This window comes from Austwickia chelonae NBRC 105200 (assembly GCF_000298175.1).
GTDB classification, from domain to species: domain Bacteria; phylum Actinomycetota; class Actinomycetes; order Actinomycetales; family Dermatophilaceae; genus Austwickia; species Austwickia chelonae.
This window is the reverse complement of record NZ_BAGZ01000004.1, coordinates 24,542-50,084: the sequence shown is the minus strand read 5'-3', so window position 1 is coordinate 50,084 and position 25,543 is coordinate 24,542. Positions and strand designations below refer to the sequence as shown.

Genomic DNA, 25,543 nt, shown 5'->3' with positions numbered 1-25,543 from the left:
TCCTGACAGACATACGCTCGAGATCAAAGCCGGCCCTCCAGCCGCAGCTGAGCGTACGATCATCAGAGCACAGCCCGCGTTCTTTCGGGTGCAAGGAGGGTCCGACACGCTCCTGCAACCCCCGGTGAGCTTGCCCCACCTCGGAGCCAACGCCGCGACACTTCAGTCTTCACGGTGCTTTCCGCGCCGCACGTGAGGAATATCCTTACTGGTTCGAGCGAGACATACACGCGGGTGGGCCAGACTGAGGCGGCCTGCCGGATCAGGTCGTCGGGCCAGTAGTCGGCGCGGACACGGTCGGTGCGGCTGGCGGCGTCGATGACCCAGTCCATGCCGGGATGTCCTCTGCGCAGGGTGTGCGCCGGGGCGCGGCTAGCGAGGTCCCCCAGGACCATGATGGACTCAGACGCGGACTGCAGGCGTAGGGTGATGACCTGCGTGAACAAGTTCCGGAGGGAGGCGACCTCCTTGCGGGGGTCCTGGACGCAGGCGACCACGACGACGCCCAGAGCGCGTCCCTGAGCCAGTATCTCGCCGAGGAGCCGGTCGGCTTCCTTCTTCACCGAGGTGTCGCTGTAGGCGGTCAGCGCGGACAGCTCGTCGACCACGAGGACGTGCAGCGGGTCCCCGGGGGGAGTGAGTGCGGGTGCGGCCGGCCATGCGCGGCGCGCGCTCGTCGATCACGTCGCGTAGCTGCCGCAGCACAGCCAGGGCGTCCGTCGGGGTGTAGGCGTGGGCGCTGAACAGGCCCGCACCCATGGCGAGCTCGACCCCTCGCTTGAGGTCCACGCCCCACAACCTGACCGCGTCTGTCGCGACCGCCGGGCCAGGCCGCAGCAGATGCCTCACAGCACCGAGCCCTTTCCTGCGCCCGAGGCACTGACGACCAAGGTGTGCCGGTCGGTCAGACACAGCAGCCACCGTTCACCGCTCTGGGTCCGGCCCAGGTCAAGACCAGACCTGGCCGGCTTGACGGGCTCCCGGACGCCGACGGCCTCGCACGGGGTGCCGAGCACGTCGACCATGACCAGCTCGATAGTGAGCGCATCCAGGCCAGCGCCGGAGGGATAGCAGCGGTACGAGACCGCGGCCAGGGTGGATGCCAGACGAGGCGCCCCAGCCTCGAGGTCCTCCAGCGTCTGACCCGAACATGCCCGCACCACGAGCAGCAGCCGGTGGTCGCGCGTCCGCACCTGGCGCAGGCGCGGCACGGCGTGGACCGTACGGTCTCCCCGCTTGACCGGTCGAGCCCAGCCGGCAGCCACACCCAAGGGCACCCACCGCTTGCGCACCCGGGATCGCCACCGCAGCCGACGCCACGGGCCCGCCCAGCGCTGCTCGTACGACCACGGCGAGACGAACGCCCACGAGGCAGACCGCAGCGCCGGGGCCAGCCAGGCGCCCATCGCGAACAGCCACACCGGCCTCGTGTCCCCGGTGAAGAACCACCCGAGGACGGACAGCATCACCACGAAGGTCACCCAACGGCGGTGGCGCCAGGACCGCCGCGCCGCCGCCAACGAGATGCCGACGGCGGCGCGGGCCCAACCGAGGCGGGACGTCATCACACGGCGTCCTTGCCCGGCTCACCCGAAGGACGACCCTGAGTCGGCTTGACCGCCGAGCCCGGAGTCTCGATGCCCTCCGCGCGGAAGGACCAGGCGATGCGGGCTCGACCGTTGCCCGTCTCCTCCACGTAGGGCAGAGCCGGCAGGCCAGTGAACGCCACCGGCGTGAACGGGAAGCCCGTCTTGTTCTCCGGGGGGACCAGCTGGACTCGCGCGGGGATCTTCACCGACAGAGTCCGCTGCGCCTTCGTGGAATCGGCGTCGGCGTCCACCACCTGCACCTGCCACACCGGCAGCCCGGTGTCCTTGTCCGTCTGCTGCGGGCGCGACCCATCAGCCCGCACCGCTGCGTTGAAGTCCGTGACCGGCTCGACCGGCCCCACCAGGAAGACCCCCTGGGGGAACACCAGCTCCATCGAGACCGGGAAACGACGCTGAATGGCCAGACGTGCTCTCCCCCACTCGGAACATCTCTAGAGATGCTGACAAGACCCACAGTAGGTACATCTCTAGAGATGACAAGGATGATGGGAGCTAAGGGCCGCCGAATGGGTGAGCGTTACGCTGGTGACGTGTCTAGAGAAGCGCCGTCGTCCTCGCCGTCATCTCGCGCTGCAGTGATCGCAGCGGGGCTTCGCGACGCCATCCAGCAGGGGACGTACCGCCCCGGCGACAAGCTGCCCGGGGAGAAGCGCTCATGGCTGAGCACGGGGTAGCGCGCATGACCGCACGCGCCGCTCTGGCAAGCCTGCGAGACGAAGGCCTGACCACCACCCGGCGCGGCGTCGGCGTCTTCGTCCGCACGGCTCGCCCCATCGTCCGCAACGCCATTGGCGGGGCGAAGTTCCGTCAGCTCAGCGCCGGACGAGCCGCCCACGACACCGGTGACTACGCCCAAGACCTCGGGCAGAAGGTGCTGGAAGCACGCAAGGGTGAGGTCCCTTCGCGTGGAGCCGCGGGGCTTCTCAGCCTCGACCCTGGAGACACCGTCACCGTTCGGTCGCGGCTCTATTTCCGGGACGACCGGCCCGCCATGCTCGTCACCAGCTACCTCCCGGACCGCGTCACGTCAGCGACCCGTCTGGCGCAGGTCGACTTCGACCGCAGCATATACGCCGAGCTGATCATGTCCGGCTACGGGCCGGCTCAGTTCCGCGAGGACCTGACGGCAGCGATGCCGACACCGGACGAGGTGTCCACTCTGCAGATGGAGCCGGGAACGCTGGTCATCCGTATCACCCGAACGTCCCGCTACGACAAGGGCACTTCCGTCGAAGTCGCCTATCTGACGCTCGATGCCGCTAAGTTCACCGCCCGCTACGATTTTTCGGCATGACCCCACCGCACGATGGCCTCGACCGCGTCACCGAGGTGGCGGCAGTAGTTCGCCGCTCCGGTGAGTGGTGGGCCATCGAAGGTCCCCGAGATGCCCGGCGTCTTCACCCAGGCCAAGCGCCTTGCGGAGGTGCTCCAGCAGGTCGCTGATGCCGTCCGCACCTGGCTCGAGGACCCAGGTGCGCAGATCATCGTTAGGATGCCGCCCGAATTCCGCGAGTAGTTCCGCAAGTATGCGTCATCGCCAGACCGTCACGTCGCTCTGATTGCCGAGCGTCAAGCTCCCCTGCCGGGAGGCCCCTTAGGAAGCTTCGATCCAAGTGGCTACGCGCCCGCGAGTGATTCCAAGATCGGGTACGTCGAGTTTCGCCGAGTAGATCACCGCTTCCTTGCCGACATGCTGCCGGTGAGCAGTGTGCGCGATATCGAAGGTGGCGCAACGGCCGCCGGCGTAAAGGCGCTGTGTGATTCGGGGATCATCGTCGTACGTCAGTATCCAAGGAAACTTCGCGTCCGTGAGTTGCCGTGCTAGCGCGACGTGGTCCTCAGCGTCGAAGGCGTGCAGATACAAGCCGTCACCTTGAACAAGATAAGGCGGGTCAGCGTAGACAAAAACGTCATCGGCGATGTCCTGGAGTGTCGCGAGGAAGTCCAGCCCCTCCATTTCGGTTACATGGATCCGATGCCGCATGTCCGCTACCGTTTGGATTCGAGTGCACAAGCCGTCCCGGTTGAATCGAGCGTCAATCTTCCATCTGCCGGTCTGGTCGAATCCCCCGATTGGTCTTGCATCCAAAATGCCAGATCTGTTTGTGCGGTTCAGGTAGAAGGTCGCAAAACCTAGCTCGACATCACCATGGTTTGCTGGGTGCGCATAAATGTCCCTTTGTGTGAACCACTCGTCGATAGTCAAGGGAATACTCTGAATCATCCGGCAGAAATGGTTCGGATAATCGAGCGAGGCGCGCCAAAATGCGGCGATCCCGGGATTTAAGTCGTTGAGGTGGACGGCCTCGACCGTTCGATCCCGCAATAGGTGCAAGGCTGCGCCACCGCCGCCAGCGAAAGGCTCCGCATACCGGTGTGGGCGCGGTTTCTGGGCTTCAATGAGCCGCCGGAGATAGGGTGCTAGTCGCGCCTTGCCTCCGGGGTAACGTAGTGGCGACAGGTATCTCATGTGAGCGAAGTGTTCCCCATGTGCTTGTTCATCGAGATTAGGACTGGCTGGTATCTCGCCGCCAGGATCAGGACCTCGTTAGGCGTGCGTCCACTGTGGACATCATGGACTGCGTACTGGACGAGTCTGATGCTGTCCGACGTGGTCTCATGGAAGGCCTTCTGCAAAGGCGAGGTGTCTTCTGCTTGTCCTAGCGAGTCGGAGGCGGATGGTTCCATGTGCTTAATGGCAGTACGTAAACTCCTGTCTAGGTAGCGCTCGACCTCTATGCCGTGAGATTTCAAGTACTGGTAGGTGGCCAGTTCAAGTATCACGCGCAGCAGGACAGATGCAACCTCCGTTTGGCGCTGAACGTTTAGCATCGATGTCTGGCGCACAACTTCCTGGATCCGATTCGTAAATTGATCCAAGACCAAGCCTCGGAAAATGTGCGACTGAGGCGACGCGGGTCGTGGCGGACGGCCGTCTTCGCCTTCGTAACCCTTTTGTGTGCTGACGCCTGGATCCCCCTTCGTTTGTGGAATATTTGTCCCGGGGTCAGGGGTTGGGGTGCTGCCATTACTGGAGTGAGTCGACGTGCCGCCAGTCTCACTCGTCGCAGAGTCTGGATCCGCGAGTCTGGCTGCGTTGGGGAGTAACCTCTCATATCCTTCCAAGTAATCCGAGAAGTCCCTAACCGTATCTAGCTCCCTCGCCCATGTCTTGCCACTCTTGGCCTTTGGTTGAGCGAAGTCGTGAAGCACCGCCCGCACAATATCAACCGTTGCCTCAGGTCCGTAAAGGAAAGTCATTTCACCATCGGCAAACTTAAGGCCCAGGCGATCCCTAACCACGCCACGATCCACAAACCGTTGGATCATCGTATACCGCTTCGTGCGAACTGTCTCTAGGTCGGCTTGGACTTCCTGGTCGTCTTCGAGCTCGGTTGAAACAAGCTGAATGAACGCCATCGCCCGCGACGCGGCTGCAGGATTGTTCCGAGCCCTGCGTCGATCCTTCATGGCGGCGCCCCATTCGACGGTTCCGGCTCCGCCAGCACCGCCTGCGTGTTTGCGCTCGACAACGGGGTCGGCAACTTCCTCGGAAGGTGCGATGGCGACGGTGATAGACGTTGGTGCCATGTATGGACTATCAGTGATCAGTCGCTGAAACCTGGCGAGGTATGTACGCTCGATTTCATCGTCAGTGGCCAAAAGGTCCGGGTTGTTCCAGATTTGTAAGCAGGTGAGGCGCCGATTGCCTTCAAGAACAATGAACCGACCGTCTTTTTCGACCGCTATGGCTAGATCTGAACTGCTCAACTGGCCTTTACGCGTGATATCTCGAAACAGTTGAAGGCAGTCCTCGCCTGCCGTCGTCATCATGAGATGGAAGGCGTCGGCCTGAGACTGCGCATCGCGCGGGAAACGCGAGTTCCGGAGGTCAAGGTCGAGATCTACCAAGTTGACAGCCTTGACCGGAAACGGCGGCCGCATGGGTAGCTTGTCTTCTGGCTCTGGCATGGGTGTGGCACCTCGATGTGGCCGCGCTGGCGTTAGGGGCATGCCGACCATACTCGCAAATGGCACTCGCCCGTAGAAGGACGTGCTGAGCACCGGGTCAAAGAAGGGCCAACTCCAGCCCCGCCCACCACACCGAAGGCTGGCGCCACGGTCGCGGGCACCGTGGCTAGAGCCCGTCGTGTCGCGCAGGGCTACCGGCACTCAGCTCTTGTCGCCCGTGAGAACTTTCTGTACTGGTTTCTAGGTCCTCACGAAGCCGGGCAGCCAGCCGGCGCGTCGCGGTGCTGGCCCCTGTAGCGGGCCAGCACGGCTGAGCGCAGGGGCACTGCTGAGCCCGAGTCACGTCGAAGATGCTCTTGGACGTCTCGGTGGGCCTGGCTCGCCAACGAACCTCACGGTACTCCCGCTCCGCGTTGCGTCCTGGGAGTGAGCACAATTGAGAACACGTCACCGCGGGATGAGCGGCGCTGGCCGCAACGCCCGCCCTGGGTCACATCCAACAGATGAAACCGTCCGTCGGAACCTAGTGTGGCGGCGGTGCACGTCCGGGTGGCAAAAAGCCGGTCTAGTTGCGAGCAACGATCCGAAACCCAGGAGGACTGGTCCCTCTGCATGTAGGAGCCCACCGTCCAGAGCAAGCCAAGAAGTCTGCGGTCGCTGAGCGGCTCCGGATCGAACGGTGACCCCGCTATCCAGGGATAGCCCAGGACGCTCGTCATCAGCTGCTCATCCATGCGACGCTCCCTCTCCACCGGGCTTCGCAGCCCCGACTCGCGACCCGTCACGGTCCACGCACGCGTGCGAGTCGACACCACGGTATCGAGGTAGTGGCGCGGACCGCGACGGACTGGCCATCCGCCAACGTGGCCGTATTCTCGCCGCACTCTCACCTCCTTTCGCCGTCGCCGCCAGGCCCGGTTGGTGCGATTGACGCGGCGGGAGGGGGCCCAAACGGCGCCTTGCCGCCCCCGGCAACGCTCGTAATGAATAGGTCGTCGGTTCGATTCCGACAAGCGGTTCAGGAAAGCCCCTCGCATAAGCGGAGGGCTTTCCTGCTGCTCAGAGCCGATGCGGCAAACGTCATCAGCGTCAGGAGAATGGCTCGCAGAAGCGCCGCCAGCTGGGGCGTGGTCAAGGCGTCGTCATGCACCGCGGCGGGTCGCGGTGTCCACGAGCCTAAGTCGCGGCTGCCTCGAGCCTCCGCTCCCGCGCCAACACCCGGAGCTCGGCCGCGCAGCCGGGGCTGCGAAGCTGTGCGCATGCTCCTCGATCTTTGGTCCCGGGTCACGTCGACGCAGCCTCCGCTGCCGTGGCAGGCGGCGGCGCTGCTCGGGGTCCTCACGTGGGTCCTCACGTGGATCCCCGCCGGCTATCACGTCGTGCGGCACCTCGTCACGCTCGTGCACGAGGCGGGGCATGCGATCGTCGCCGCGGCTGTCGGGCGGCAACTCACCGGGATCCGGCTGCACTCGGACAGCTCCGGTGTCACCGTCTCCCGCGGCAGACCCCGCGGCCCGGGCATGATCGCCACCGTCCTCGCCGGGTACCCTGCACCGGCGCTCGTCGGGCTCGCGGGCGCATTCGTCCTGCGGACCGGCTACGCGGTCGCCCTCCTGTGGGGTCTCGTCGTCACGTGCGCGCTCATGCTGCTGCTCATCCGCAACCTATACGGCCTGTGGACGATCGCCGTCACAGGCGTGAGCGTCGCAGCGCTGTCGTGGTCGGCGCCGCCGCACGTCGTGTCAGGCGCGGCGTACGCCGTCGTGTGGGTGCTCCTGCTCGCCGCCCCGCGCTCGGTGGTCGAATCGCAGCGGGAGCGTTCCCGGGGCGTGCGCAGCGGCGATGCCGATCAGCTCGCGCGCCTCACACACTTGCCCGCAGCGTTCTGGATCGGGGTGTTCTGGCTGGTCTGTGTCGCGGCGCTGCTCCTCGGGGCGCGGGAGCTCCTGGCCGTGCCATGAACTGTGGGGGCGGCTGCCTCGGCGGACGCCCACAGCAGGCGGCGGCCGTCGACGGCTGCCACGGGAAAGACCCACTATTTCACGAGGATAGTTAGTAGTGACATATAGACAAGGTGATACTGGCGATGTGACAAAAATAGATGAGAACTGCGCCGAAATTCGAAGTGCGACAACAGAAGACGTCACGCGGCTGTGCGGAGGCATCAGCGATACGTCCTGGGACATCCACCGCCCCGGACACGTCAAGCACGTCATCTACGACGGCCTACGCCGAAGCCCCGCCCATGCCGGAGGCCTCGGCCTGGACGTTCAACGATGACCGGCCCCGCGGTGAGAAACACCGCGAATCGGGGACGCGTCAGCAGGGGCCGGCGTGCCGCCGTCGCGTTGGGGCTGAGCGTCGCTCTAGCTCTCGGAGCGATCACTGCACCGGCATCGGCCATCGAATCGACGGTCGTCCAGACGCCAGCGACATCCGCACCTGATGGAAAGACCCGGCTGGGCACCCCCGCCCCGACCAAAGAATCCCTGCGAGCCGACGGCCCGTACACCGTCGAGACGCAGTCGATGACCGGATCGCAGACCCCGTCAGGTTTCGCGGAGGCGCAGTTCACATGGCCGGTCGGCGTCCCCGACGGTCCCCGACCCACGGTCGTGCTCATGCCTGGCTTCGTCGGTGAACCCAAGACCCTGAATTGGCTGGTCAAGCGGCTGGCCAGCCACGGCTACGCGGTGGCGCTCATCGAACCACCCACCCGCATCGACGGGCCGGCCGCCCGGGCCAAGGCTCTCCGTACGGCACTGCCGTGGCTGATCTCGGAGAGCCCCCTCGCCCCACGCATCGACCAGAAACGTGTGGCCCTCTTCGGCTTCTCCATGGGCGGCGGCGGGGTCATCGACACCGCATCCGCCCCGACCGTGCCAGTGAAAGCGGTCGTAGCCGCCTTCCCCTGGAACACCCGCAAAACCTTCCCCTCCCTGTCTGCGCCGACACTGGTACTCGCAGGCCAGGGCGACGGCGTAGCGGTCCCCGAGTGGTTCGCGATTCCGATCTACAAGGGGATCACCGGCACGTCGGACAAAGCATTCGCCCATGTCAGCAACGCACACCACACGCTCGTAGAGACACCCGATCCCCGCATCAGCGAAATGACGATGGCATGGCTCGGGCGGTTCCTCCTCGACGACACCCGCTACAACGCGTTTATCTGCCCGGGCCCCACCACCGGCACCGATTACCACGCCTACGAGGCGAACTGCTCGTAACATCCACCACCTCGCACGCGTCATCACACACCGAGCCCCCGCCTGCTGACCTCCGCGGCGGGGGCTCCGCGCGTGACGACGCTCCGCTGAGTCGTCACCGCTTGCCGCGGCCGCAACGGCCGATGCGCCACCCCGCCGTCTGACCTCGGACGGCCAAGAAGCCGGCGTAAATGCCCTGTTCTTCGGCCAACTGCGCGTGGCCATCCGAAGGTGCTCGGAACCGGACCGACGGGGTGATCGATCCCCGCGAGGACCCATCTCGCCAACCAGCCCAGGCGCTAACTCCCTCGCCGCGTCGGCGTCACCACCATGACTCACTGCTCCCAGTCTCTCGACGTATCAGCCCCGGTGTGAAACTTCACTCGGCACAGCGTGCGGAATATCCTTACTGGCTCGAGCGACTGGGTCCCGGCTACGGCCTGCGGCGCTGTGCTTCGGTCTCCGCCAACCCCGCCGCTTGGCACAATGAGCGCATGCGGACGGTCTCCTTCAAGGTCAACGTCGTAGAAACCAGCTACGGCAAGCACTGCGAGATCATGCCGTCAGTGGATGGCGTGCCGCTGATCGAGCTGATCTCCGATGAGCAGACCTACGCCCCCGTCGTCCCGTCCAACTACAAGCTGGGCAGTCTCAGGGATCACTTCATGGGGCGAGATGCATCAGATAGCGTCACTGGAGTCTCACTCCTCTGGTGCGAGTGTGGCGAAGCAGGCTGCTGCCCCTCCTCGCCCGCATCGAAGTGAGTGAATCGTCCGTGGAATGGGCGGAACTCCGAAGTCCGGTCAAGCCACTGGCCACGCTGGACGAGCCGCTCATCTTCGACCGCAGGCAATACCTTGCGGCCCTCGACGACATGGACGCTGCGCTCGCTGCGACAGGGACGGCTCCGAATCACCCGCCCTACACGACACCGGAGCTCTGACGGCCTGGCCCTGATCTGCGTTAGCGCAGACGACCCGGCGCTGAGCATCCGCCCGTCTCCGGCTCCGCATCAAGGGCGCTGCGCGATGGCCTGCGGTGTCACCCTTGATTCGTCGCCTCCGCCGTGCTCTCGTGCTCCGCTATCGGGCCGGCGGTTCTCTTTGGTCGGAGAGGGCGCATGACCCAGTCGTGTCACCAAAATGGCACCAAACAGATTCAACCAACCACCGCCACGACCCCAAGTTCGTACGGTTGCCGAAGGTCAATGCCCTATGCGTCACCGTGAGAAGCTCGTGGAGAGCCTCGTAATGAATAGGTCGTCGGTTCGATTCCGACAAGCGGATGAGAAACTGCCCTCCAGCCCGTTGGGGGCAGTTCTGTTGGCCAGGGCAGAACTGGCCAAGGTGAGCGCGAAGAGGGCGAGTGCCGCAATGAGGCATGGCGGGCCGTCCGGACTTTCTTCACGATGCAGCGCCGTCGTTCCGCGGGAGCTTCAGGAAAAGCATGCGAAGTGGCGCAGGACGGCTGGACACAGATCGTCTCTTTTTGGGGCAGACATCATGCTAGTCGCCCTTCTCCGGTCGATCTAATTGCCAGGTCCGACATGTCCACTCGGTTACATCTGGTCGGGACGCTTGCTTCATGGTCGACAATTATTACCGTGGCATCTGCAAACAATTCCTCCAAAGTTGCCTTGACGCTCTCAACGCCACTCTTGTCGAGGCCGACGAACGGCTCATCAAGGAAAATCCTACTCGGTGCATGCGAGAGGGCTGCAAGAATCTCGACCCTTTGTCGCTGACCAAGGCTCAGAGTTCGAATCGGCCGAGACATGAAATCCTGAGTGCCTAGCCGCTGGACCAATTCCTGCTGGAGATGAAGTGCATGGGCATCTGAACTGCGGTACATCGCGTTCAGTGCCCTCAAGGCGTCTTCAGTACTTGCATCCCACCACAGTGTGGATCGATGACCCCAGACCACCCCCGTGTCCCGCATTAGTTTGCGCCGCTTCCGGTAGGCATCTTGGCCTAAAACGAGGATGCTGCCCGAGTCTGGTCTCAGTATCCCGAGAATCAGTTTGATAAGGGTGGACTTTCCAGAACCATTATCTCCTGTGAGATGAATCCAGGACCCTTGAGAAATCGCGAGCTCATGCACGACCAGGGCGCCACTGCTCAGCTTTCTGGCTTTGCGCGTTCTGGGGAATGAATATTCAAGATTTTTCACTGTAATTGACATCTCTATGACCCCGGACTCTGATAGACGCGTCGGCCGACATAAAACATGGCCACCGAGACTGCATAGAATCCTGCTCCAGCAGCTATGGGAAAAAAGAAGTCGACGAGGTTAATGGCGCCCCCCGAGCTAGACAACGACCTAATGGGACGCTGGATTCCAGGGTAAATCGGGATGAGATGCGTGACGAGCATCCTGAGCGGCCACGCGAAATTCTCGATGGGGGCCAAAGAGAGCGTGACCAGAGAACCTGTGACGATATCGGCAAAGAGGTTGCGAGTTATTGTCCAAAAGCATATCGCGGCATAAATCGTCAGCAGCCCGCTGAATATGAGGACAGAAGACGCAGTTGCGATAAGCAGCATGACAAGCGCAGTAGTCGGCTGAGAAGTTCCGGTCAGGCCCATGGCGCCGCCCATAAGTCCTGCAGCAATCCCTGCTATACGTCGAGGAAATATGCGGCTGGCGACCACAAGCGGCAGTAAAGGCTTGGGGTGAATCAGCAAGCGGTCCAGGTTTCCTTTGGATGTCTCCGTGTGGAAGTCATCTAAGGCTCGCCCAAACATGCGCGAGCCCTCATAGCCAAGCTGAACGGCGCAGTAAACAAGCGCCACCTCCGCTACGCTCATCCCTGAGTTCGGAAACTTGCTCACCAGAACGCCAACTGCCACTAGCGGAAGCGATGCGTACACCATCCAGATGGCGATCTGAATAGCAAAGTCCAGCCTATAAGATGCCTGGGACTTCAGGTCGAGCCGATACGATGTCAGCCACCACATGACCTAAGCTCCCACCGCCTCACGGAGTCGAAAATGCCGCTCCGCGGCTATGCTCCCGATTAAGCAAAAGAACGCTGTCCACAGCATCTGCGTTATGACCACGCTCGTCATCGCCGCACTTCCGATGAACACCCTTGCTGGCTGGTCCGCGACATAGGCGAACGGCTGATGCGAAACCCAGGTTAGGCTGGCTGGCCAGAACGCGAGCGGAACTAGTTGACCACTCAGAAGAGCGGAGAATCCCTGGAGTATGGCCCGGGGGCCAGAATCCCGTTTAGTAAATACTGTCAAGATGTAGAACGTAACCACAATAGATGCAGCTAGAGCCCCGCCTGAGAGCACACTGATGAAACCAGAAGCTGCCCGGAGAAGGCTTCCTGGGGGATTGTCTAGAAATGCCGCGCACAGGATGAGCACGCCCGTTGGCAGGGAACGGGTAAGCATGACCCCCAACTCAAAGAAATAAAATTGTAAAAAAGCGGCTGGGGCCTGACGTGAAAGCGAACGAAGGAGCCATCCGTAAGACTCGTTGTGAAATCTGGAACTCGGTTCAGTGGCGTTCCAATCCCAATCCCCATCACACAAATCACGTATATCAGAGTCTGGTGACGAAGAGCGTCCTCCCGGGCGGGTATGAATGCGAGCAGGAGACTCGCCGTGATGACAATCCCCAGCCCTGCGAAAAGAATATCAACCACTAGAGCCCGCGGAAGCGTCACAATCGTCCTTGAGCCAAGGTACACGCAGGCGAGTGCTGATTTCATCCGAACTCTCTCATTCCCTGTTCGGGGTCAGGGGCCCCGGGCAAGGATAACCTGCTTCTTCGGTTTCCATGCGAGACTACAGACATCTGCCTCGCCTTCCTCCACTTAGCATCGCGGCCGCCAGTGCATGTGGTTAATGCATCCGACTGGTGAAGAGGCTCGTCTTGCGACGCCTCGAGTGGGGCGCGTTTGAAGTTGTTTGACTGTTGGCCTTCTTGAGGATGTCGTCGGCGGTTTTTGTCTACACGAAGGGGTGGCAGCGGTTGTTCCAGCCGTCGATGAAGGCTCGGACCTTGGCGTCGAGGTCTTTGACTGACCCGAAGCTGTCGCGGTGGATTGGCTATCGGTCGATGAAGTCGAACGTCAGACCTCGACCAGGTCGAGCCAGGTGGCGGATTTCGGGGTGAAGTGGACGTCGATGCGGGGTAGGTCGCGAGCCACTTACGCACCTCGATCTATTTGTATGCGGCTGAGGGCACCTCCTGCATGCGGGGAAGTTGTCCATCACCAGGCGCAGTTCGCTGGTGGGATAGGCATGGGCTACGAGCCGTTCACTACAGGACTTGGGAGTGAGTGATGCCGGAAGAATCGGCAGCGTGGGGTCTTTTAGACCGTGTTGTCCAGTGTGTAAATGAATCAGGGTTGGGAAGCTGTCAAGTTTTTGCGACTGATGCCTTGACAGTTGAGGTGCACACTTTGCCAGCCCTCTACCCGCTATTGCGTAGCCATGTGTACTACGCCGACAAGGGATCGCCCGAGGCTCAGCTGTGGAGTGTGAGCGGCGTCGTTGACACTCTTCTTTGGAATCAACTTGCTCCGCTTTTGGGTGACGGGTGGGCACCCGTTATGGACTATGGCGAGTTGGGCCTGATCATGGATGATGAGCATGGGCGCCGACTGATTGCGATCGAGGATACCCGCACGCTGATTGTAGTGGATTACACGGAGAGCAAGATCTGCGCCGTGGGGCGGGATTCTCGGGGATTGTTTATCGATCTGTACAAATCGATTCGTGGCCTACACGCCGCGGCTGCCGTGCACTCCGGAGCGAGCATGTTGCATGCTTCAGCTGTTGAACGAAACGGCAAGGTGGTCTGTTTTATTGGCGATAAGGGGTCCGGTAAAACTACTTCGCTGCTGAGCTGCCTATCGGCAGGGATGCCGGGCCTAAGGGGCGTCAGCGATGACAAAGTTCTGGTGTCAGGGGATGGAAATCCTGCTGTGACGGCGTGGCCGAGTGTGGTAAACGCGGCGGTCGGAAGCCTTAGCGATGTCGGTTTAGCGGGATATGCCGGGCCAGATATGCATCTCAAGGGTGGTGGAGTTTCTTACCTGTTGCAGAATCTGCCCTTAGCAGAGGATCTCTCCATAGATGGTTCCTCTTCGCGAACCTTTAAGATCCGGCTGGTCCCTGAGGAATTGCGGTGCCTGTTCGGGTACGAGTTCAGCGAGGGAGGCAGTCTCGCAGCCGTTGTGGGAGTATCGCTTAGCATCAACAGTCGATCCTCGGAGCTACGAGAATGTGAGGATGCTGCGGAAAAGACCGATCTCTTTCGGCGGCACGCTATTAGCGTCGACTCGAATCACCCTGACTGGCTAGGGCTGTCGAGTCACCCGGGGAGTCCCCTGCTGACGGAGGAAGCGGGAGGGAGCGCGAATTTCGCTAGCGATATGGACTTCACGAAGGTGTTCTGCGCGCGGCTGGTGCTCGGTCGCGACAGAAACGACGTACTGCGTGGTCTCACACATCGACTCACAGAGGAGGGGGATGGTGCTGGCGAGAAGTCGACACGTTTCAGTGAACCGCTGCCGCGGTACCACTTCGGTGTGTACGCAAAGATAAGACGCGGACGGGAAGTCCTGCTTGTGCGCAAGACCCGTGGACCATACGCGGGGTTGCTGGATCTCCCGGGTGGACGGCCAGAGCCCGGAGAGTCTCGAATCGACGCCCTCCGGCGGGAACTGGCGGAGGAGCTAGGGGCATCCAGGGTGTCTCTGGGTGAGTTCGTGCGGCTGGGTCTTCACGTGACAAGCGACTCCGGCGGTCGTGCAATCGATTTCGTGCACGAGGGTGAAGTTTGTGAGGTCGATCTCCTGGATAACCTGGTTATCGACGAACTCGAATCGTCTGATACGGCCGGGTGGGAATGGGTAGATATAACCTCCGTGCCGAAGCAGGCCATGAGCGCGCTTGCGCAGCGAGCCTTCTGTTCCTGACTATGAGTGGCAGCCCTGAATGCCGCCTTCAGTGTGCCTGTGATGCCGTGGGGATGACGAACGTTCTGGTCAGCGCTGCTGTCATTTACTTACCTCTTCCTTAGCGGCGGCTGCCGGTCGAAGCTACCCAGGCACGCCGTCATTGTGCTGCGTGAATGAGCACAGTCGGTGCTTTTGAAGGGGTAGGCTCACGAGAGAGCCGTGTTGCTTGGATTGCCTTGTTGGCGGTGCTCATTTCGGCGCTCTTTTGTGCGAAATTACTACGGCTGCTGACCTTAGGTATAGGAAGGCGTTGGTGGTGTGATTCGGGCAGTCCGTGAGGGAAAAATCTTCCGCCTCCATGGAAATTCAACCTGGATGAGCGACGGGCCGAACCTGGTCTGCGGCTGGGATCCATCATGAGTGAGCTGAACTGATGGTCATCAAAGACGGTGGGATACAAGAGCTCAAAATTCCGGCCGAGGCTAAGTCGATCATTCTGATCGGTCTGTTGGAATCCTTCGCTGCGAACTTCGCCACGATGGCTTCATTTATTTGGTTGACCAGCGACTATCTCCCTCGCACAGACCTTGTTCCCTCCGCAACATCCACTGCGTTCATGGCCGTGTGTTCCCTCTCGATGTTCCTCGTAGCTAGGAAGGTCGGCGCCACGGCCGATCGCTACAAACCGCATGGACTGTTCGTCAGCACCCAGGTGTTGAATATCGCCACCCTGCCAGCGATAGCTGCAGTGATTTATTGGTCCAGCCCAAGTCGACCATGGGTTGTTCTCGGGCTCTTGTATGTGCTGAACCTTGTGATTTCGGCCCGGACGTCCACGTATGTCAGTGCGATGAACGTCTTCATCTCATGTGTGGTTCCTGAGAGACTGCGCGCTGAATACTATTCATTGGAATTCAAATATGGGCTTATTGCAATATTCGCCGCGCCCATCCTTGCGGCGCAGGCTGTGCAGAGATCTGTCTATCTGGGGTTGGGGGTAGCGAGCCTTTTTGCGATGACAAGCCTGGTGGTCCTATTAATGCCGCGGTATCGAAAGCTGGAACTAGCGGATTACGGGGGGCGAATTTCATCGAACTCAACCAAGAGGCGACTTTGGTTGAACAGCAAGTATGTCCGACATCACTGTGAATCTGGAGCTCAAGTTGACAGTAATCCGTCCTCCCAAAAAGGTCCTGCAGGGATTGCATCTCTAGGTTCTGTCCGGCATATCGGGATCATGCTCACCCTGATGACGGTCGAGGCGCTGGGGAATCGTGCCCGCGAGTCGTTTGACGTGTATTTCGTGACTCAGACCCTTGGTCGGACTCCTGCGGACATCGGTATCCTGGCGGCGGCACTGTCCGCAGGGCTGACATTAGGGGCATTTCTCGTGGGGTGGACGAGGACACGAATTTCGTGGGCGCGGTGGCCCAGTGCGTGCTATTTCATGTTCGGGGTCTGTTTTGCTGCGAAAGGTTTCATGCAATCATGGCCCTTGGTTCTCTTGACCTCAGTAGGTGAGGGGCTTTCTCTTGGGCTACTTTCTGGTCTGTTTCAGACTGCCAAGATGCAATTCACTCCGCCAGAGTTGGTCGGTCGCGTCTCTGCGGCGTTTAGTGCCGTGTTTCAAGGGGTTTCGACTGTGGGGCTCGGCATCTGGGCTACCTATGCATGGCTGGCAACACGCATAGATGGGGAATTTATGGCCCAGTCGGGATATCGAATTGCTTACATAGTTGGGGGTGGCATGATAATGATAGCCGGCCTGCTGAGTGGTCGGCTCTATGTTCATGTGCATTGGAGAAAGGGTGTGAAGTGAGCTCGGGCGCTGGCCGATACCGATCGGCTCCGCCGCCGAATGCATACCTTCACCGGGAGAGGCGCCGGACCTGCGGTTTCCAGCCTTTTTCGCGCTCGGCTGCTGTCGTTGACCGCGCTCCCTGACGGAGCGCAGTCGGTGATTTTGAGAGGATGGGATAAACCGGGAATCCCTTTTGGCCGGGACGGATTGGTTGCGATGCTCATTCCAATACGCGTTGCACGCGATTACTACGGCTACTGCCCCGGGGCAGAGGGTGCCGGTGGTGGGTTGGCAGCTCTCTGGTCGGGGGTAGACAACAGGATCCTGCGCTCTGGCCTCCGGTACATCGTGTCTCGGCCTCTGCACGCACCGCCGACTGGACTCTTGAGGTCAGCCCAGCTCTTCACGTATGGTCAAAGTTTCCTTTCCTTTTCCGCCTGCGGTAATCTGCCAAGTTCTGCCTCCGTAGGTGCGGATGTACCAAGCGTGGTTTCAGCTTCCGGATCCAGCTTGTAGTCGAGTTCAATCTCACACGGGTGTAAGTCCGTTTCGGCGCACCAAGCATCCAGGTATCTCCTGGGAATTGCTTCCCGTACCACCACGCCCTTACCACGGTGGCTGAAATATCGCTTGACTCCGCTGTCGCTAACGAACCACTCAAGATTCCCGAGCCTCTCACTGGTTCCACATTTGGTCTTCTTCGACCAGCTGAGAGCGTCTAGATTAAGGGGAATTTTTCGTGATCTCAGCTCCTCAACATATCCTAAGATATCCGGAGGGTACGTTTGTGCTATCGGTTTACCAGGTAACTGATCTTCGGCTTGTTCCGCTCCTGCGTTGCTCTTGGTCGGCAGCTCTTCTGCGGGTTGGGTCTCGGGTGTGGTGTCTGACTCGATCGCTACTTAGCGCCGTTCAGCTACGGCTTCGGCAACCTGGTGCACGGCGATTTCGATCCCACGTAAGACGTGGCCCGTGTCATCCTTCCAAATTTTGCCCAGTCGCCAGACGGCTGTCAGAACGATGGTTACTACGAGACTTACAACGCTAAGGACATCCAGCCTGGATCTATATATGGATTATGACACCCAAGCCCCGAGAGCGTACTGCCGTGATCAAACAGCCTCTTTTTGTTGGGTAGTGGGTGTGTCGCACGGTTTGCTGGATTCGCATTCTTCGATTAAGGATTGCGAGATAGCGGCGCTGATCACGAGGGTGGCGGCAAGCATGACGATAGGGACCCCTGCAAGCACTGCTGAGATCCCGAAGGCATCTCCCAGATATCCGCCGGTAAGCGCGCCAAGTGGCAGCGACCCATACCCGATCGTCCGGGAAGCGCCGCCCACTCTTCCTAGGAGAGAAGTGGGAATCATGCGAGCGCGGAACGAGCCCGAGATGACATTGCCGATGGCGCCGAAGAAGCCGACCAGGAGGAAGAACATCGTGAACGTGACAAACTCTTGAGAAAACACTGGCGTGAAGTGAATCAAGGCATTGCCGGTCCATGCCACGGCCAGCACTCGAATTTCAGACCAGCGTTCGACGAAGAGCCGGGTCGCCCAGCTCCCGGCAACGGCCCCTGCTGACAGGGCAACAAGGACCAGACCCCATTGAGGCTCGGTCAATTGCCCCACAGATGACGCCCCGACCATCCAGAGGACGATCACCGCCCCAAAGGCAGATGATGCGAGATTCCAGAGCGCGCAGGCCAGGACGGTGGGGCGGAGGACGGGATGTTTCCACATCACGTCAAGACCTTGCGAGAGCTCGGCGAAAAGAGAACTACGGTCGGCCGGTAGGGCATCTGGAGACGGAGAAAATGGCCCGCGCAAGAACACCGCCAGAAGAAAAACCGCGAGGACAACAGACGCAGCTGGTCCTGCGAATACCCAGGTGGCAGCGGCCGCGACCAAGAGACCAGACACCGGTTTTCCGACAAATCCGTTGACGATCTGCTCCACCGCGAGGAGTCTCGAACTCGCCAGTCGTACCTTCTTGGGTGCTTTTCCCACGAGCGCAGGAACCTGCGCCCCCGCCGAAATATCTGTGAAAACTTCCGTCACGCCGTAGAGAAGCGCGATGACCAGCAGGAGCTGGATCGTCATCCGGTCGCCGTGCATGAGGAGCGCACCGACCCCTAGAAGTACAGCCCGAAGCGAAAGTGCGACCAGCATCGTCTTGCGACGATCCCACCGGTCGAGCATCGTTCCTGCTATCAAACCCAAGATCAGCCACGGGAGCCAAACAGAGGCCGCGAGAAGCCCGAGATGGATCGGCGACTGGGTCAGCGTGATCGCCAGGAGCGGCAAGCCAGCTTGCAGCACCCCATCCGCCAGGTTGGCGAGGCCCACCACAGACAGATGAGTCGAAAAAGGACGCCCCAAGCTGGCACGAGACCGCAATATTCGGCGTTTTCCAAGAACCATCTCGAATGCTCCCGCCGTCGGAAATATCGCAGAACATTGCTTGCCAACATATCTCCAGAGATAACGGCAGAGCGCCACCACAATCGGGACTTTCATGTCGACCTCGAACATTTCCCCACCGCGGACGGGACCACCGAGCTGATCCCTCACCGAACGCCCGCCGCCCCGCAGACCGTCTCGAGGACGCTCCTCGCCTCCAGCGACCGACTGTCACCTCTCTTCGGTTATCCAGCTCCGATGCAGCATCTTTCCTGGATCAGATGGGAACCTGGCTCCGGCGGGGCCAGGCCGGGCAGCATGCCGACCGGCCGTCGCCCACAACGTCCCCTTCAGAGCGGAAAGGCACCTTCATGCCCGCGTCGGACCTGCGTCACCACCCTGCTGACCCCACCGGGAGTGCAGAATCTCGCGCAGGGCAGATCGGTAGCTGGGGCACCGACTACTTCCGACTGGCCGCGAGATCACCGCGTCATCGCTGGTGGCGCCCCCTAGTGGAAGCCGCCGTCTGCGGTGCGCTGTACGTGCTGCTGGTGTTGGCGCTGGTTCCCCTGGCCATGGGCTTCAAAGCCATCGCGCCGGAACACACCCATTTCCTGGAGCGGTTGATCACCCAGTCCAGCGTCAGCCCGCTGAAACCGATCGACTTCGCTCTGATCACGCTGTCATTGATCATCCTCATCCCGGCCGCGGTGTGGGCCGTGCGCTTCGGCGGTCGACGCGAGGTCGGGCACCTGTTCTCCGTCGAAGGGACGATCCGCCGACAGCTGCTGTGGAAGACGACCCAGCTGATCCTCCCGATCTACCTGGTGTCCACCGTCATCCCCCTGTTCTTCTTCGACCACACCTACAGCGTGTCCGGCACCGCCCTGATCGGCATGGTGCTCGTCATCATCCTCATCCCGTTGCAGGCCTCGGCCGAAGAGATCGTCTTCCGCGGGCTCATGGGGCAGATCCTCGGCGCCTGGATGCGCAGCCCCATCGGCCCGATCGTGCTGCCGGTGGTGTTCTTCCTGCTCGCGCACGGCTACAACTGGCTCGGAATGGTCGCGCTGGGCATCTTCTCGATCTGCATGGGCATCCTGGCCTGGGTCACCGGCGGACTGGAGATCCCGATGGTGATGCACGCCGTCAGCAATATGACCGCGCTGCTGCCGATCTGCTTCGGCGCCGGGGGGATCTCCGACGACGTGTCCGCAGCCGGTGTGATCTACCAGAGCGTCCTGACCATCGCGCTGACCGCGCTGGTCATCTATTACCCGCGCGTCGTCGGAGTGACCAGCTGGCAGACCTCAACCCGACCCTGACCGGGCGCCGGCGGACCGACCCCGAGCGCCCCGGCCTGCCGACTGCCAGCACGTTCACCCCGCTGTGAGCCTGTTCTGCGCACTGCGAGCCGCGTAAAAACCGGCGGACAGTGAACAGAACAGGCTCACAGCGGTCATGTCGGCGACAGTCCAGCCAGGGAATGCCACCTAGGCGAGCGCTGCTTCGATGTCGGCGCGCAGGCTCTCCGGTGTGGTGGTCGGGGCGTAACGCTTGATGACCTGCCCGTCCCGCCCGACCAGGAATTTCGTGAAATTCCATTTGACGGCGTCGGCGAGGAAGCCCCGTTTCTGCGAGCGCAGCCAGACGAAGAGAGGGTGGGCGTCGGCGCCGTTGACGTCGATCTTGTCGAACATGGGGAAGTCGACTCCGTAGTTCTTGGTGCAGAATTCACCGATCTCGTCGGCGTCGCCCGGTTCTTGGCCGGCGAACTGGTTGCAGGGGAAGCCCAGGACGGCCAGGCCGCGGTCGTGGTATTCCTCGTGGAGTTTCTGGAGGCCTTCGAGTTGGGGTGTCAGGCCGCACCGGGAGGCGGTGTTGACGACGAGGACGACCTGCCCGGCGTAGTCGGACAGGTTCTTGGTGTCTCCGGTGAGTGTGGTGGCGGTGAAGTCGTGCAGGGAGGCCATGGTGGTTGTCCTTCGGTGCGAGGGGATGGACACGCTAAGTATTGCGTGCAATTAAGTTGCGCACAACCAACATGGTGGGCTCGACCCGACGCGCTGCTCGGCTCCCGCCATGTCTATCCCACGAAAAGGGCTGAGCTGCCAGTTGATCCGTGGCAGCATTGCGATATGCCGATCCCTGACGGTTACACCCTCCACTCCGGCCCGCCCGACCTCGAGGACTACTTGAAACTGCGCCGCGACTCCGGGCTGACACCCCGCACCGTCACACAGGCCGAAGCTGGACTTCCTGGGAGCTGAATCGTCTTCCGCGTGCTCATGGGATAGATCCTCGGCGTCTGGGCGCACAAGTCTCATCGCCCCGATCGTGCTGCCGGGCGCTCTTCCAGCTCGCATGCGGTGACAGCTGCTCGGAATGGCCGCGTTGGGCATCTTTAGTCCGCGCATCGTCGGAGTGGTGACCTGGCAGGCCTCGCCGCGGTCCCGGTCGGGCATTGACGGGCCGAATCCGAGTGCCCCAGCCCGCCAGCTGCCAGCATGTCCACCCGACTGCGTCTGACGATCGACCAATTTCTCGATTAGGAAAAAAGTCCTATTTAGGTCATTTCAAATATAAGTGATTATTGGGGCTATCTACATGGATCTCCTTGGGGTCGGAGAAATATTGAGAGAGTCGTAATATATCGGACATGTCTCTCATAGGTATTTTATTTATTCTCCAGTCCCTTTCTTTATTCGCGTTCGCTGTCATGGTGCTCATATTCAAAGGGGTCCCGTGGACACACAAGTGGCGCTATCGAAGACTTTCCGTGCCCTTGGCGCTGGGGGCGATGGTCCTGTTCGTTCTCGGTGGACTGATGATCGAGCCGCAACCGAAACCATCAGAGAACAAGCCCGCCGCGCCCCCGCCCATCTCCACGAGTACAACGCCTTCTGCATCGCCCACCACTTCTCGCCCCACCGAAAGTGCTTCTGTAACAGAAGCGCCCACTGCTCCGACAGAGGTCCTGCCACCAGCTCCCGCCCCAGTGGTGCCCGAACCTGTACCTGCAGTGCCAGCGCCAATTCCGCCTGTTCCTCCAGCTCCAGCCCCTCCTCCACCTGCTCCTGTGGAGCCAGCGCCAGCTCCAGCTCCGGCCCCGGCAAACCATGTTCGTTCCGGTTCCTTCTGCAGCCCTGAAGGTTCGATGGGAGTGAGCGCCAAAGGAAGAGCCATGATCTGCAGGATTTCCCCCAAGGATGGGCGAGCTCGCTGGGGCGCAGCCTGAAACCGGTCGGCGGGTCGGCCTTCGTCTTGACCGGCCCGCCGCCATCGGAGTGGAAGAACGACCAAAAAGTACCTGTATCCGTGGCAGCATCGCGATATGCCGATCCCTGACGGTTACACCCTCCACTCCGGCCCGCCCGACCTCGAGGACTACTTGAAACTGCGCCGCGACTCCGGGCTGACACCCCGCACCGTCACACAGGCTGAAGCCGGACTGCCTGGAAGCTGGGCGGCCTGCCATGTCACCGCCTACGGCGACGGGCCGGCCGTCGCGATGGGACGAGTCATCGGCGACGGCGGCTGGTACTTCCACATCGTCGACATGGCCGTCCTGCCAGACCATCAGCGCCGCGGCCTCGGCGACGCCATCCTCACCTGGCTGCTCACCCGCATCCGGGAAGAAGCGCCACCCGGCGCGTTCATCTCCCTCATGGCAGACCCGCCCGGGCGCCCGCTCTACGCCAGGCACGGTTTCAGCGAACGCCGCGACCTCTCCATGGGGATGGCCATCTGGAACTGAGGCCGCACTTTTCCCGGCCGTAGGCTTTCACAGCCACAGCCACAGCCACAGCCACAGCCACAGCCTGATGCGAGGACATCAAGCACCTTCATCACATTCCGGTCACAAAAGCCGACATGCCTGCGGGGGCAAGGAAGCCCACAACGCAGGTGACCAAGATCCGGGCTATGGGCACCCGTCGACCTCTCCTCCCCGCCGCTGCCGTCCCCACCCTCCTCCTGGCGGTGCTCAGCAGCTGCGGAGACCCCGGCGCCGGCCAGACAGTGGTCGGGGCAACACCCGAGCCCACCCCACCCGCCGTCGCCTCCCGAACACTCACCGCCGACGATCTCGACGCCGTCCTCCTGAACGCCGAAGACCTCCCACCCGGATGGAGCACCGCACAGCGCCCGGCACCTGCCGCCACCACCACCGGCACCGTCGACAACACCATGTGCGGGCTGGAGAATCTCGCCACCAAAGAAAGCGCCTCCACCGGGAGGAGATTCGCGAAAAGTGGCGGTCTCGGGCTGACCATGATGCAGATCCAGATGTCCCATTACGTCGACGACCATCACGCGAAAGCCGCCTGGGACGAGATCACCAAGAACCTCACCCGCTGCACCGAATGGACCGACGAGGACGGACGTCGATGGACCGTCACGACCACGCCGGTACCCCACCTCGGCGACCAGAGCGCCGGAGTGCACCTCAGCTCCACGAAAGGACTCGACTCCACCGCCCACCTGGTCAGATCAGGGCCCGGCATCGTCCGCTCGCTCGGCGCCGGCATCGGACAGAGCCCGGACGACGACCTGGAAACCATGCTGAAGAGCCAACTCGCCGCCTACGACGCCTCCCGCCGCTGACCTGGCCCCCGCACGGCGGAACCGGCGATCCGTCCCGGGCCTGGGCGTCCCCCTACCGCGCCCAGGCCCGGGCGAAGATCAACTCGACGCCACCGGGGCGATCACCGGCACGCCCCCGTCGGAGAGCACCTTCGCCTCCACCCGATAGGTCGCGGAGAGCGTCTCCGAGGTCAACACCTCCGACGGCGCACCGAAGGCCACACTCGTCCCGTCCCGCATGATCAACAGCTGGTCGCAGAACCGCGCCGCGAGGTTCAGATCGTGCATCGGCACCAAGGACACCCCGTCCACGGCAGCGGTCCGCGCCCGGACATAACCCAGCACGTTGATCTGGTGGTGCAGATCCAGCGCGGACGTCGGCTCGTCCAGCAACATCACCTGCGGACGACGTACCGTCATCTGCGCGATACCCGCCAACTGCCGCTGCCCACCGGACAGTTCGTTGAGATAACGGTTCGCCAGATGGGCGATGCCCAGCTCGTCCAGACAGGAATGAGCCGCCGTGATCTCCTCCGCGCTGGTCCGCCAGGACGACCTGCGCCGCAAACCGACCAACACCGACTCGAGCACCGTCAACGCCACATCACCCGGCGGATCCTGTGGCACATAACCCAGGACGTCCCGGCGCCGCCGTGCCGACAACTCGCCACCATCGGCATCGCACACCGAGATCCGGCCCTCGCCGTGGTGGATCCCGGCGATCAACTTCATCAAGGTCGACTTGCCCGACCCGTTCGGTCCGAGCACGCCGACCACCCCGCCCGTGACCGGCATGGACACCCCGGCCAAGGCGACCCGGCGCCCGTAGGAGAACCGGACATCCTGCAATGACAGCCTCATCGGGCACCTCCGAAGGAATTACGGCGGCGAGTCATGATGATCAGCACGAACACCGGCACCCCGACCGTCGCGGTGAGAATGCCCACCGGCACCGCCACACCCGGCACGATCACCAGGCTGAGCGCATGCGCCGACGACAACAGCGCCGACCCGGTCAACAGCGACGCCGGCAGCAGATACCGCTGGTCCTCCCCGACGAGCACCCGCGCCACGTGCGGACCGACCAGGCCGATGAAACCGATGATCCCCACGAAGGACACCGACACCGCCGCCAGCAGCGACACCGCCAGCAGCGACACGATCCGCACCCGACGGACGTCCACACCCAAGGCCGCAGCCCGGGCGTCACCGAAACGCATCGCGGTCAGCTTCCACCCGTTCGCCGCGAAACCCGGCACGGCGAGCGCCAAGGCCACCCCGACGACGGTGATCGCCGGCCAGGTCGCCCGCTGCATCGACCCCATGCTCCAGAAGACGATCTGCTGCAGGCTCTCGGTGCTGGCGTTGTACTGCATGAGCGCCGACAGCGCCTGGAAGAGGAAGACCATCGCGATGCCGAAGAGGACCACGGTCTCGGTGCTGGCGCCCCGCCACATCGACACGGCGGAGATCACTGCGGCGGCGGTCAATGCCATCACCCCGGCGAAGACGGTCAGGGTGTGGTCCTCCAGGAAGGGCACGGTCAGCCCGGCCACGATGGCGAAGGCCGCGCCGAAGGCGGCAGCGGCGGAGACCCCGAGGGTGAACGGTTCGGCGAGGGGATTGTCGAGGATGGTCTGCATCTGCAGGCCGCCCAGGGAGAGCGCCGCGCCGACCAGCACGGCCAGCAGGGCCGGGGGGAGTCGTAGGTTCCAGACGACGGTGCTGGTCTGGGCGTCGACGGCGTCCGGGGTGACGATCGCGCGGAGGACGTCGAGCAGGGTGTACCCGAGCGGGCCCAGCGCGATCCCGGTGAGGAAGGTCAGGACGACCAGGGCGGCCAGGGCGATCAGGGTGAGCGAGCGTCGTACGGCTCGTCGTCGGACGATACGGAGTTGTTCCTGGGCGCCGGCGTCGGCTGCTGGGGTGTCAGGCGTGGCGGTGTCAGGGGCGGCGGTAGGTGCGGCGGAGTCACCGCAGGCGGCGGGAAGCATCTCGCTGTTTCCCGCCGCCTGGGTCTCGGCCGTCGTGGACCGGTGCGTCATCGC

Annotated in this window: 23 protein-coding genes; 11 read left to right on the top strand and 12 right to left on the bottom strand. The window is 62.3% G+C overall.

Annotated elements, in window-relative coordinates; all coding sequences use genetic code 11:
- Positions 1-62: 62 nt before the first annotated feature.
- The 3 genes from AUCHE_RS15450 to AUCHE_RS02810 all read right to left on the bottom strand — a co-directional run bounded on the left by AUCHE_RS15450 (position 63) and on the right by AUCHE_RS02810 (position 1,984).
- The gene (locus AUCHE_RS15450; RefSeq protein WP_006501754.1) at positions 63-608 is read right to left on the bottom strand and encodes a hypothetical protein; all 546 of its coding nucleotides are present in this window, start codon (positions 606-608) and stop codon (positions 63-65) included.
- 237 nt (positions 609-845) lie between these two features.
- Complete coding sequence (locus AUCHE_RS15445) at positions 846-1,565, bottom strand: hypothetical protein (protein WP_006501753.1); 720 nt, start codon at positions 1,563-1,565, stop codon at positions 846-848.
- Positions 1,565-1,984, bottom strand: coding sequence for a hypothetical protein (locus AUCHE_RS02810; protein ID WP_006501752.1), 420 nt, complete (start codon positions 1,982-1,984; stop codon positions 1,565-1,567). Before AUCHE_RS02810 ends, AUCHE_RS15445 begins: the two co-directional genes overlap by 1 nt.
- A gap of 281 nt (positions 1,985-2,265) precedes the next feature.
- Here AUCHE_RS02810 and AUCHE_RS02805 point away from each other — a divergent pair, with 281 nt between their 5' ends.
- Together AUCHE_RS02805 and AUCHE_RS17230 are read left to right on the top strand one after the other, a co-directional pair.
- On the top strand, positions 2,266-2,904 hold the full coding sequence (locus AUCHE_RS02805) for a GntR family transcriptional regulator (RefSeq protein ID WP_006501750.1): 639 nt from the start codon (positions 2,266-2,268) through the stop codon (positions 2,902-2,904).
- Positions 2,905-2,964: 60 nt separating this feature from the next.
- Positions 2,965-3,126 carry a type II toxin-antitoxin system HicB family antitoxin gene (locus AUCHE_RS17230; protein WP_217994338.1) on the top strand — a complete coding sequence of 54 codons (162 nt, stop codon included), beginning with the start codon at positions 2,965-2,967 and terminating at the stop codon, positions 3,124-3,126.
- A gap of 78 nt (positions 3,127-3,204) precedes the next feature.
- Here AUCHE_RS17230 and AUCHE_RS02800 read toward each other — a convergent pair whose 3' ends face one another.
- Both AUCHE_RS02800 and AUCHE_RS02795 read right to left on the bottom strand, forming a co-directional pair.
- Positions 3,205-4,080 carry a DNA adenine methylase gene (locus AUCHE_RS02800; protein ID WP_006501749.1) on the bottom strand — a complete coding sequence of 292 codons (876 nt, stop codon included), beginning with the start codon at positions 4,078-4,080 and terminating at the stop codon, positions 3,205-3,207.
- Positions 4,077-5,582: a hypothetical protein gene (locus AUCHE_RS02795; protein ID WP_040321323.1), complete on the bottom strand. Its 1,506-nt coding sequence runs from the start codon at positions 5,580-5,582 to the stop codon at positions 4,077-4,079. Before AUCHE_RS02795 ends, AUCHE_RS02800 begins: the two co-directional genes overlap by 4 nt.
- A 1,259-nt stretch (positions 5,583-6,841) precedes the next feature.
- Between AUCHE_RS02795 and AUCHE_RS02785 the strand changes: the two genes are divergently transcribed.
- The 3 genes from AUCHE_RS02785 to AUCHE_RS02775 all read left to right on the top strand — a co-directional run bounded on the left by AUCHE_RS02785 (position 6,842) and on the right by AUCHE_RS02775 (position 9,552).
- Positions 6,842-7,543, top strand: a complete 702-nt coding sequence (locus AUCHE_RS02785; RefSeq protein ID WP_006501746.1) for a M50 family metallopeptidase — start codon at positions 6,842-6,844, stop codon at positions 7,541-7,543.
- Between the two features lie 315 nt (positions 7,544-7,858).
- Entirely contained in the window at positions 7,859-8,809 is a 951-nt protein-coding gene (locus AUCHE_RS02780) for an alpha/beta hydrolase family protein (RefSeq protein WP_006501745.1), read from the top strand.
- A gap of 350 nt (positions 8,810-9,159) precedes the next feature.
- The gene (locus AUCHE_RS02775; protein ID WP_006501744.1) at positions 9,160-9,552 is read left to right on the top strand and encodes a hypothetical protein; all 393 of its coding nucleotides are present in this window, start codon (positions 9,160-9,162) and stop codon (positions 9,550-9,552) included.
- A gap of 736 nt (positions 9,553-10,288) precedes the next feature.
- Here AUCHE_RS02775 and AUCHE_RS17880 read toward each other — a convergent pair.
- From AUCHE_RS17880 to AUCHE_RS17875, 3 genes are read right to left on the bottom strand one after another with little or no spacing between them, the layout of a single operon-like run.
- On the bottom strand, positions 10,289-10,969 hold the full coding sequence (locus AUCHE_RS17880) for an ATP-binding cassette domain-containing protein (RefSeq protein ID WP_006501743.1): 681 nt from the start codon (positions 10,967-10,969) through the stop codon (positions 10,289-10,291).
- A gap of 2 nt (positions 10,970-10,971) precedes the next feature.
- The gene (locus AUCHE_RS02770; protein ID WP_006501742.1) at positions 10,972-11,745 is read right to left on the bottom strand and encodes an ABC-2 family transporter protein; all 774 of its coding nucleotides are present in this window, start codon (positions 11,743-11,745) and stop codon (positions 10,972-10,974) included.
- A gap of 3 nt (positions 11,746-11,748) precedes the next feature.
- Positions 11,749-12,189 carry an ABC-2 family transporter protein gene (locus AUCHE_RS17875; protein WP_074788493.1) on the bottom strand — a complete coding sequence of 147 codons (441 nt, stop codon included), beginning with the start codon at positions 12,187-12,189 and terminating at the stop codon, positions 11,749-11,751.
- A 1,049-nt stretch (positions 12,190-13,238) separates the two neighbouring features.
- Between AUCHE_RS17875 and AUCHE_RS17375 the strand changes: the two genes are divergently transcribed.
- Positions 13,239-14,726, top strand: coding sequence for an NUDIX domain-containing protein (locus AUCHE_RS17375; protein WP_245706848.1), 1,488 nt, complete (start codon positions 13,239-13,241; stop codon positions 14,724-14,726).
- A gap of 415 nt (positions 14,727-15,141) precedes the next feature.
- On the top strand, positions 15,142-16,527 hold the full coding sequence (locus tag AUCHE_RS02755; protein ID WP_006501740.1) for an MFS transporter: 1,386 nt from the start codon (positions 15,142-15,144) through the stop codon (positions 16,525-16,527).
- A 1,094-nt stretch (positions 16,528-17,621) separates the two neighbouring features.
- Here AUCHE_RS02755 and AUCHE_RS02750 read toward each other — a convergent pair.
- Positions 17,622-19,043 (bottom strand): MFS transporter, encoded by a 1,422-nt coding sequence (locus AUCHE_RS02750; RefSeq protein WP_245706847.1) that lies wholly within the window; start codon positions 19,041-19,043, stop codon positions 17,622-17,624.
- Between the two features lie 239 nt (positions 19,044-19,282).
- Here AUCHE_RS02750 and AUCHE_RS02745 point away from each other — a divergent pair, with 239 nt between their 5' ends.
- On the top strand, positions 19,283-20,236 hold the full coding sequence (locus AUCHE_RS02745; protein WP_162137215.1) for a CPBP family intramembrane glutamic endopeptidase: 954 nt from the start codon (positions 19,283-19,285) through the stop codon (positions 20,234-20,236).
- A gap of 168 nt (positions 20,237-20,404) precedes the next feature.
- Here the strand turns inward: AUCHE_RS02745 and AUCHE_RS02740 are convergent, their stop codons facing one another.
- Positions 20,405-20,884, bottom strand: a complete 480-nt coding sequence (locus tag AUCHE_RS02740) for a glutathione peroxidase (protein ID WP_006501737.1) — start codon at positions 20,882-20,884, stop codon at positions 20,405-20,407.
- A gap of 165 nt (positions 20,885-21,049) precedes the next feature.
- Between AUCHE_RS02740 and AUCHE_RS17675 the strand changes: the two genes are divergently transcribed.
- The 3 genes from AUCHE_RS17675 to AUCHE_RS02730 all read left to right on the top strand — a co-directional run bounded on the left by AUCHE_RS17675 (position 21,050) and on the right by AUCHE_RS02730 (position 23,516).
- The gene (locus AUCHE_RS17675; protein ID WP_281242638.1) at positions 21,050-21,181 is read left to right on the top strand and encodes a hypothetical protein; all 132 of its coding nucleotides are present in this window, start codon (positions 21,050-21,052) and stop codon (positions 21,179-21,181) included.
- 1,064 nt (positions 21,182-22,245) lie between these two features.
- Positions 22,246-22,668: a GNAT family N-acetyltransferase gene (locus AUCHE_RS02735; RefSeq protein WP_006501736.1), complete on the top strand. Its 423-nt coding sequence runs from the start codon at positions 22,246-22,248 to the stop codon at positions 22,666-22,668.
- 149 nt (positions 22,669-22,817) lie between these two features.
- The gene (locus AUCHE_RS02730) at positions 22,818-23,516 is read left to right on the top strand and encodes a hypothetical protein (RefSeq protein WP_006501735.1); all 699 of its coding nucleotides are present in this window, start codon (positions 22,818-22,820) and stop codon (positions 23,514-23,516) included.
- A gap of 78 nt (positions 23,517-23,594) precedes the next feature.
- Here AUCHE_RS02730 and AUCHE_RS02725 read toward each other — a convergent pair whose 3' ends face one another.
- On the bottom strand, positions 23,595-24,356 hold the full coding sequence (locus AUCHE_RS02725) for an ABC transporter ATP-binding protein (protein WP_006501734.1): 762 nt from the start codon (positions 24,354-24,356) through the stop codon (positions 23,595-23,597).
- Positions 24,353-25,540: a FecCD family ABC transporter permease gene (locus tag AUCHE_RS02720; protein ID WP_006501733.1), complete on the bottom strand. Its 1,188-nt coding sequence runs from the start codon at positions 25,538-25,540 to the stop codon at positions 24,353-24,355. The genes AUCHE_RS02725 and AUCHE_RS02720 overlap by 4 nt, the downstream gene beginning before the upstream one ends.
- Between the last annotated feature and the right edge of the window lie 3 nt (positions 25,541-25,543).

Coding starts and splice junctions, on each gene's coding strand:
- AUCHE_RS02770 (WP_006501742.1), bottom strand. CDS start 11,745: ATGTGGTGGCTGACATCGTATCGGCTCGACCTGAAGTCCCAGGCATCT.
- AUCHE_RS02780 (WP_006501745.1), top strand. CDS start 7,859: ATGACCGGCCCCGCGGTGAGAAACACCGCGAATCGGGGACGCGTCAGC.
- AUCHE_RS02725 (WP_006501734.1), bottom strand. CDS start 24,356: ATGAGGCTGTCATTGCAGGATGTCCGGTTCTCCTACGGGCGCCGGGTC.
- AUCHE_RS02785 (WP_006501746.1), top strand. CDS start 6,842: ATGCTCCTCGATCTTTGGTCCCGGGTCACGTCGACGCAGCCTCCGCTG.
- AUCHE_RS17675 (WP_281242638.1), top strand. CDS start 21,050: ATGCCGATCCCTGACGGTTACACCCTCCACTCCGGCCCGCCCGACCTC.
- AUCHE_RS02805 (WP_006501750.1), top strand. CDS start 2,266: ATGGCTGAGCACGGGGTAGCGCGCATGACCGCACGCGCCGCTCTGGCA.
- AUCHE_RS17875 (WP_074788493.1), bottom strand. CDS start 12,189: ATGCTTACCCGTTCCCTGCCAACGGGCGTGCTCATCCTGTGCGCGGCA.
- AUCHE_RS02755 (WP_006501740.1), top strand. CDS start 15,142: ATGGTCATCAAAGACGGTGGGATACAAGAGCTCAAAATTCCGGCCGAG.
- AUCHE_RS02720 (WP_006501733.1), bottom strand. CDS start 25,540: ATGACGCACCGGTCCACGACGGCCGAGACCCAGGCGGCGGGAAACAGC.
- AUCHE_RS02740 (WP_006501737.1), bottom strand. CDS start 20,884: ATGGCCTCCCTGCACGACTTCACCGCCACCACACTCACCGGAGACACC.
- AUCHE_RS02810 (WP_006501752.1), bottom strand. CDS start 1,984: ATGGAGCTGGTGTTCCCCCAGGGGGTCTTCCTGGTGGGGCCGGTCGAG.
- AUCHE_RS02800 (WP_006501749.1), bottom strand. CDS start 4,080: ATGAGATACCTGTCGCCACTACGTTACCCCGGAGGCAAGGCGCGACTA.
- AUCHE_RS02735 (WP_006501736.1), top strand. CDS start 22,246: ATGCCGATCCCTGACGGTTACACCCTCCACTCCGGCCCGCCCGACCTC.
- AUCHE_RS02750 (WP_245706847.1), bottom strand. CDS start 19,043: ATGTTCGAGGTCGACATGAAAGTCCCGATTGTGGTGGCGCTCTGCCGT.
- AUCHE_RS02745 (WP_162137215.1), top strand. CDS start 19,283: ATGCCCGCGTCGGACCTGCGTCACCACCCTGCTGACCCCACCGGGAGT.
- AUCHE_RS02795 (WP_040321323.1), bottom strand. CDS start 5,582: ATGCCAGAGCCAGAAGACAAGCTACCCATGCGGCCGCCGTTTCCGGTC.
- AUCHE_RS17880 (WP_006501743.1), bottom strand. CDS start 10,969: ATGTCAATTACAGTGAAAAATCTTGAATATTCATTCCCCAGAACGCGC.
- AUCHE_RS15445 (WP_006501753.1), bottom strand. CDS start 1,565: ATGACGTCCCGCCTCGGTTGGGCCCGCGCCGCCGTCGGCATCTCGTTG.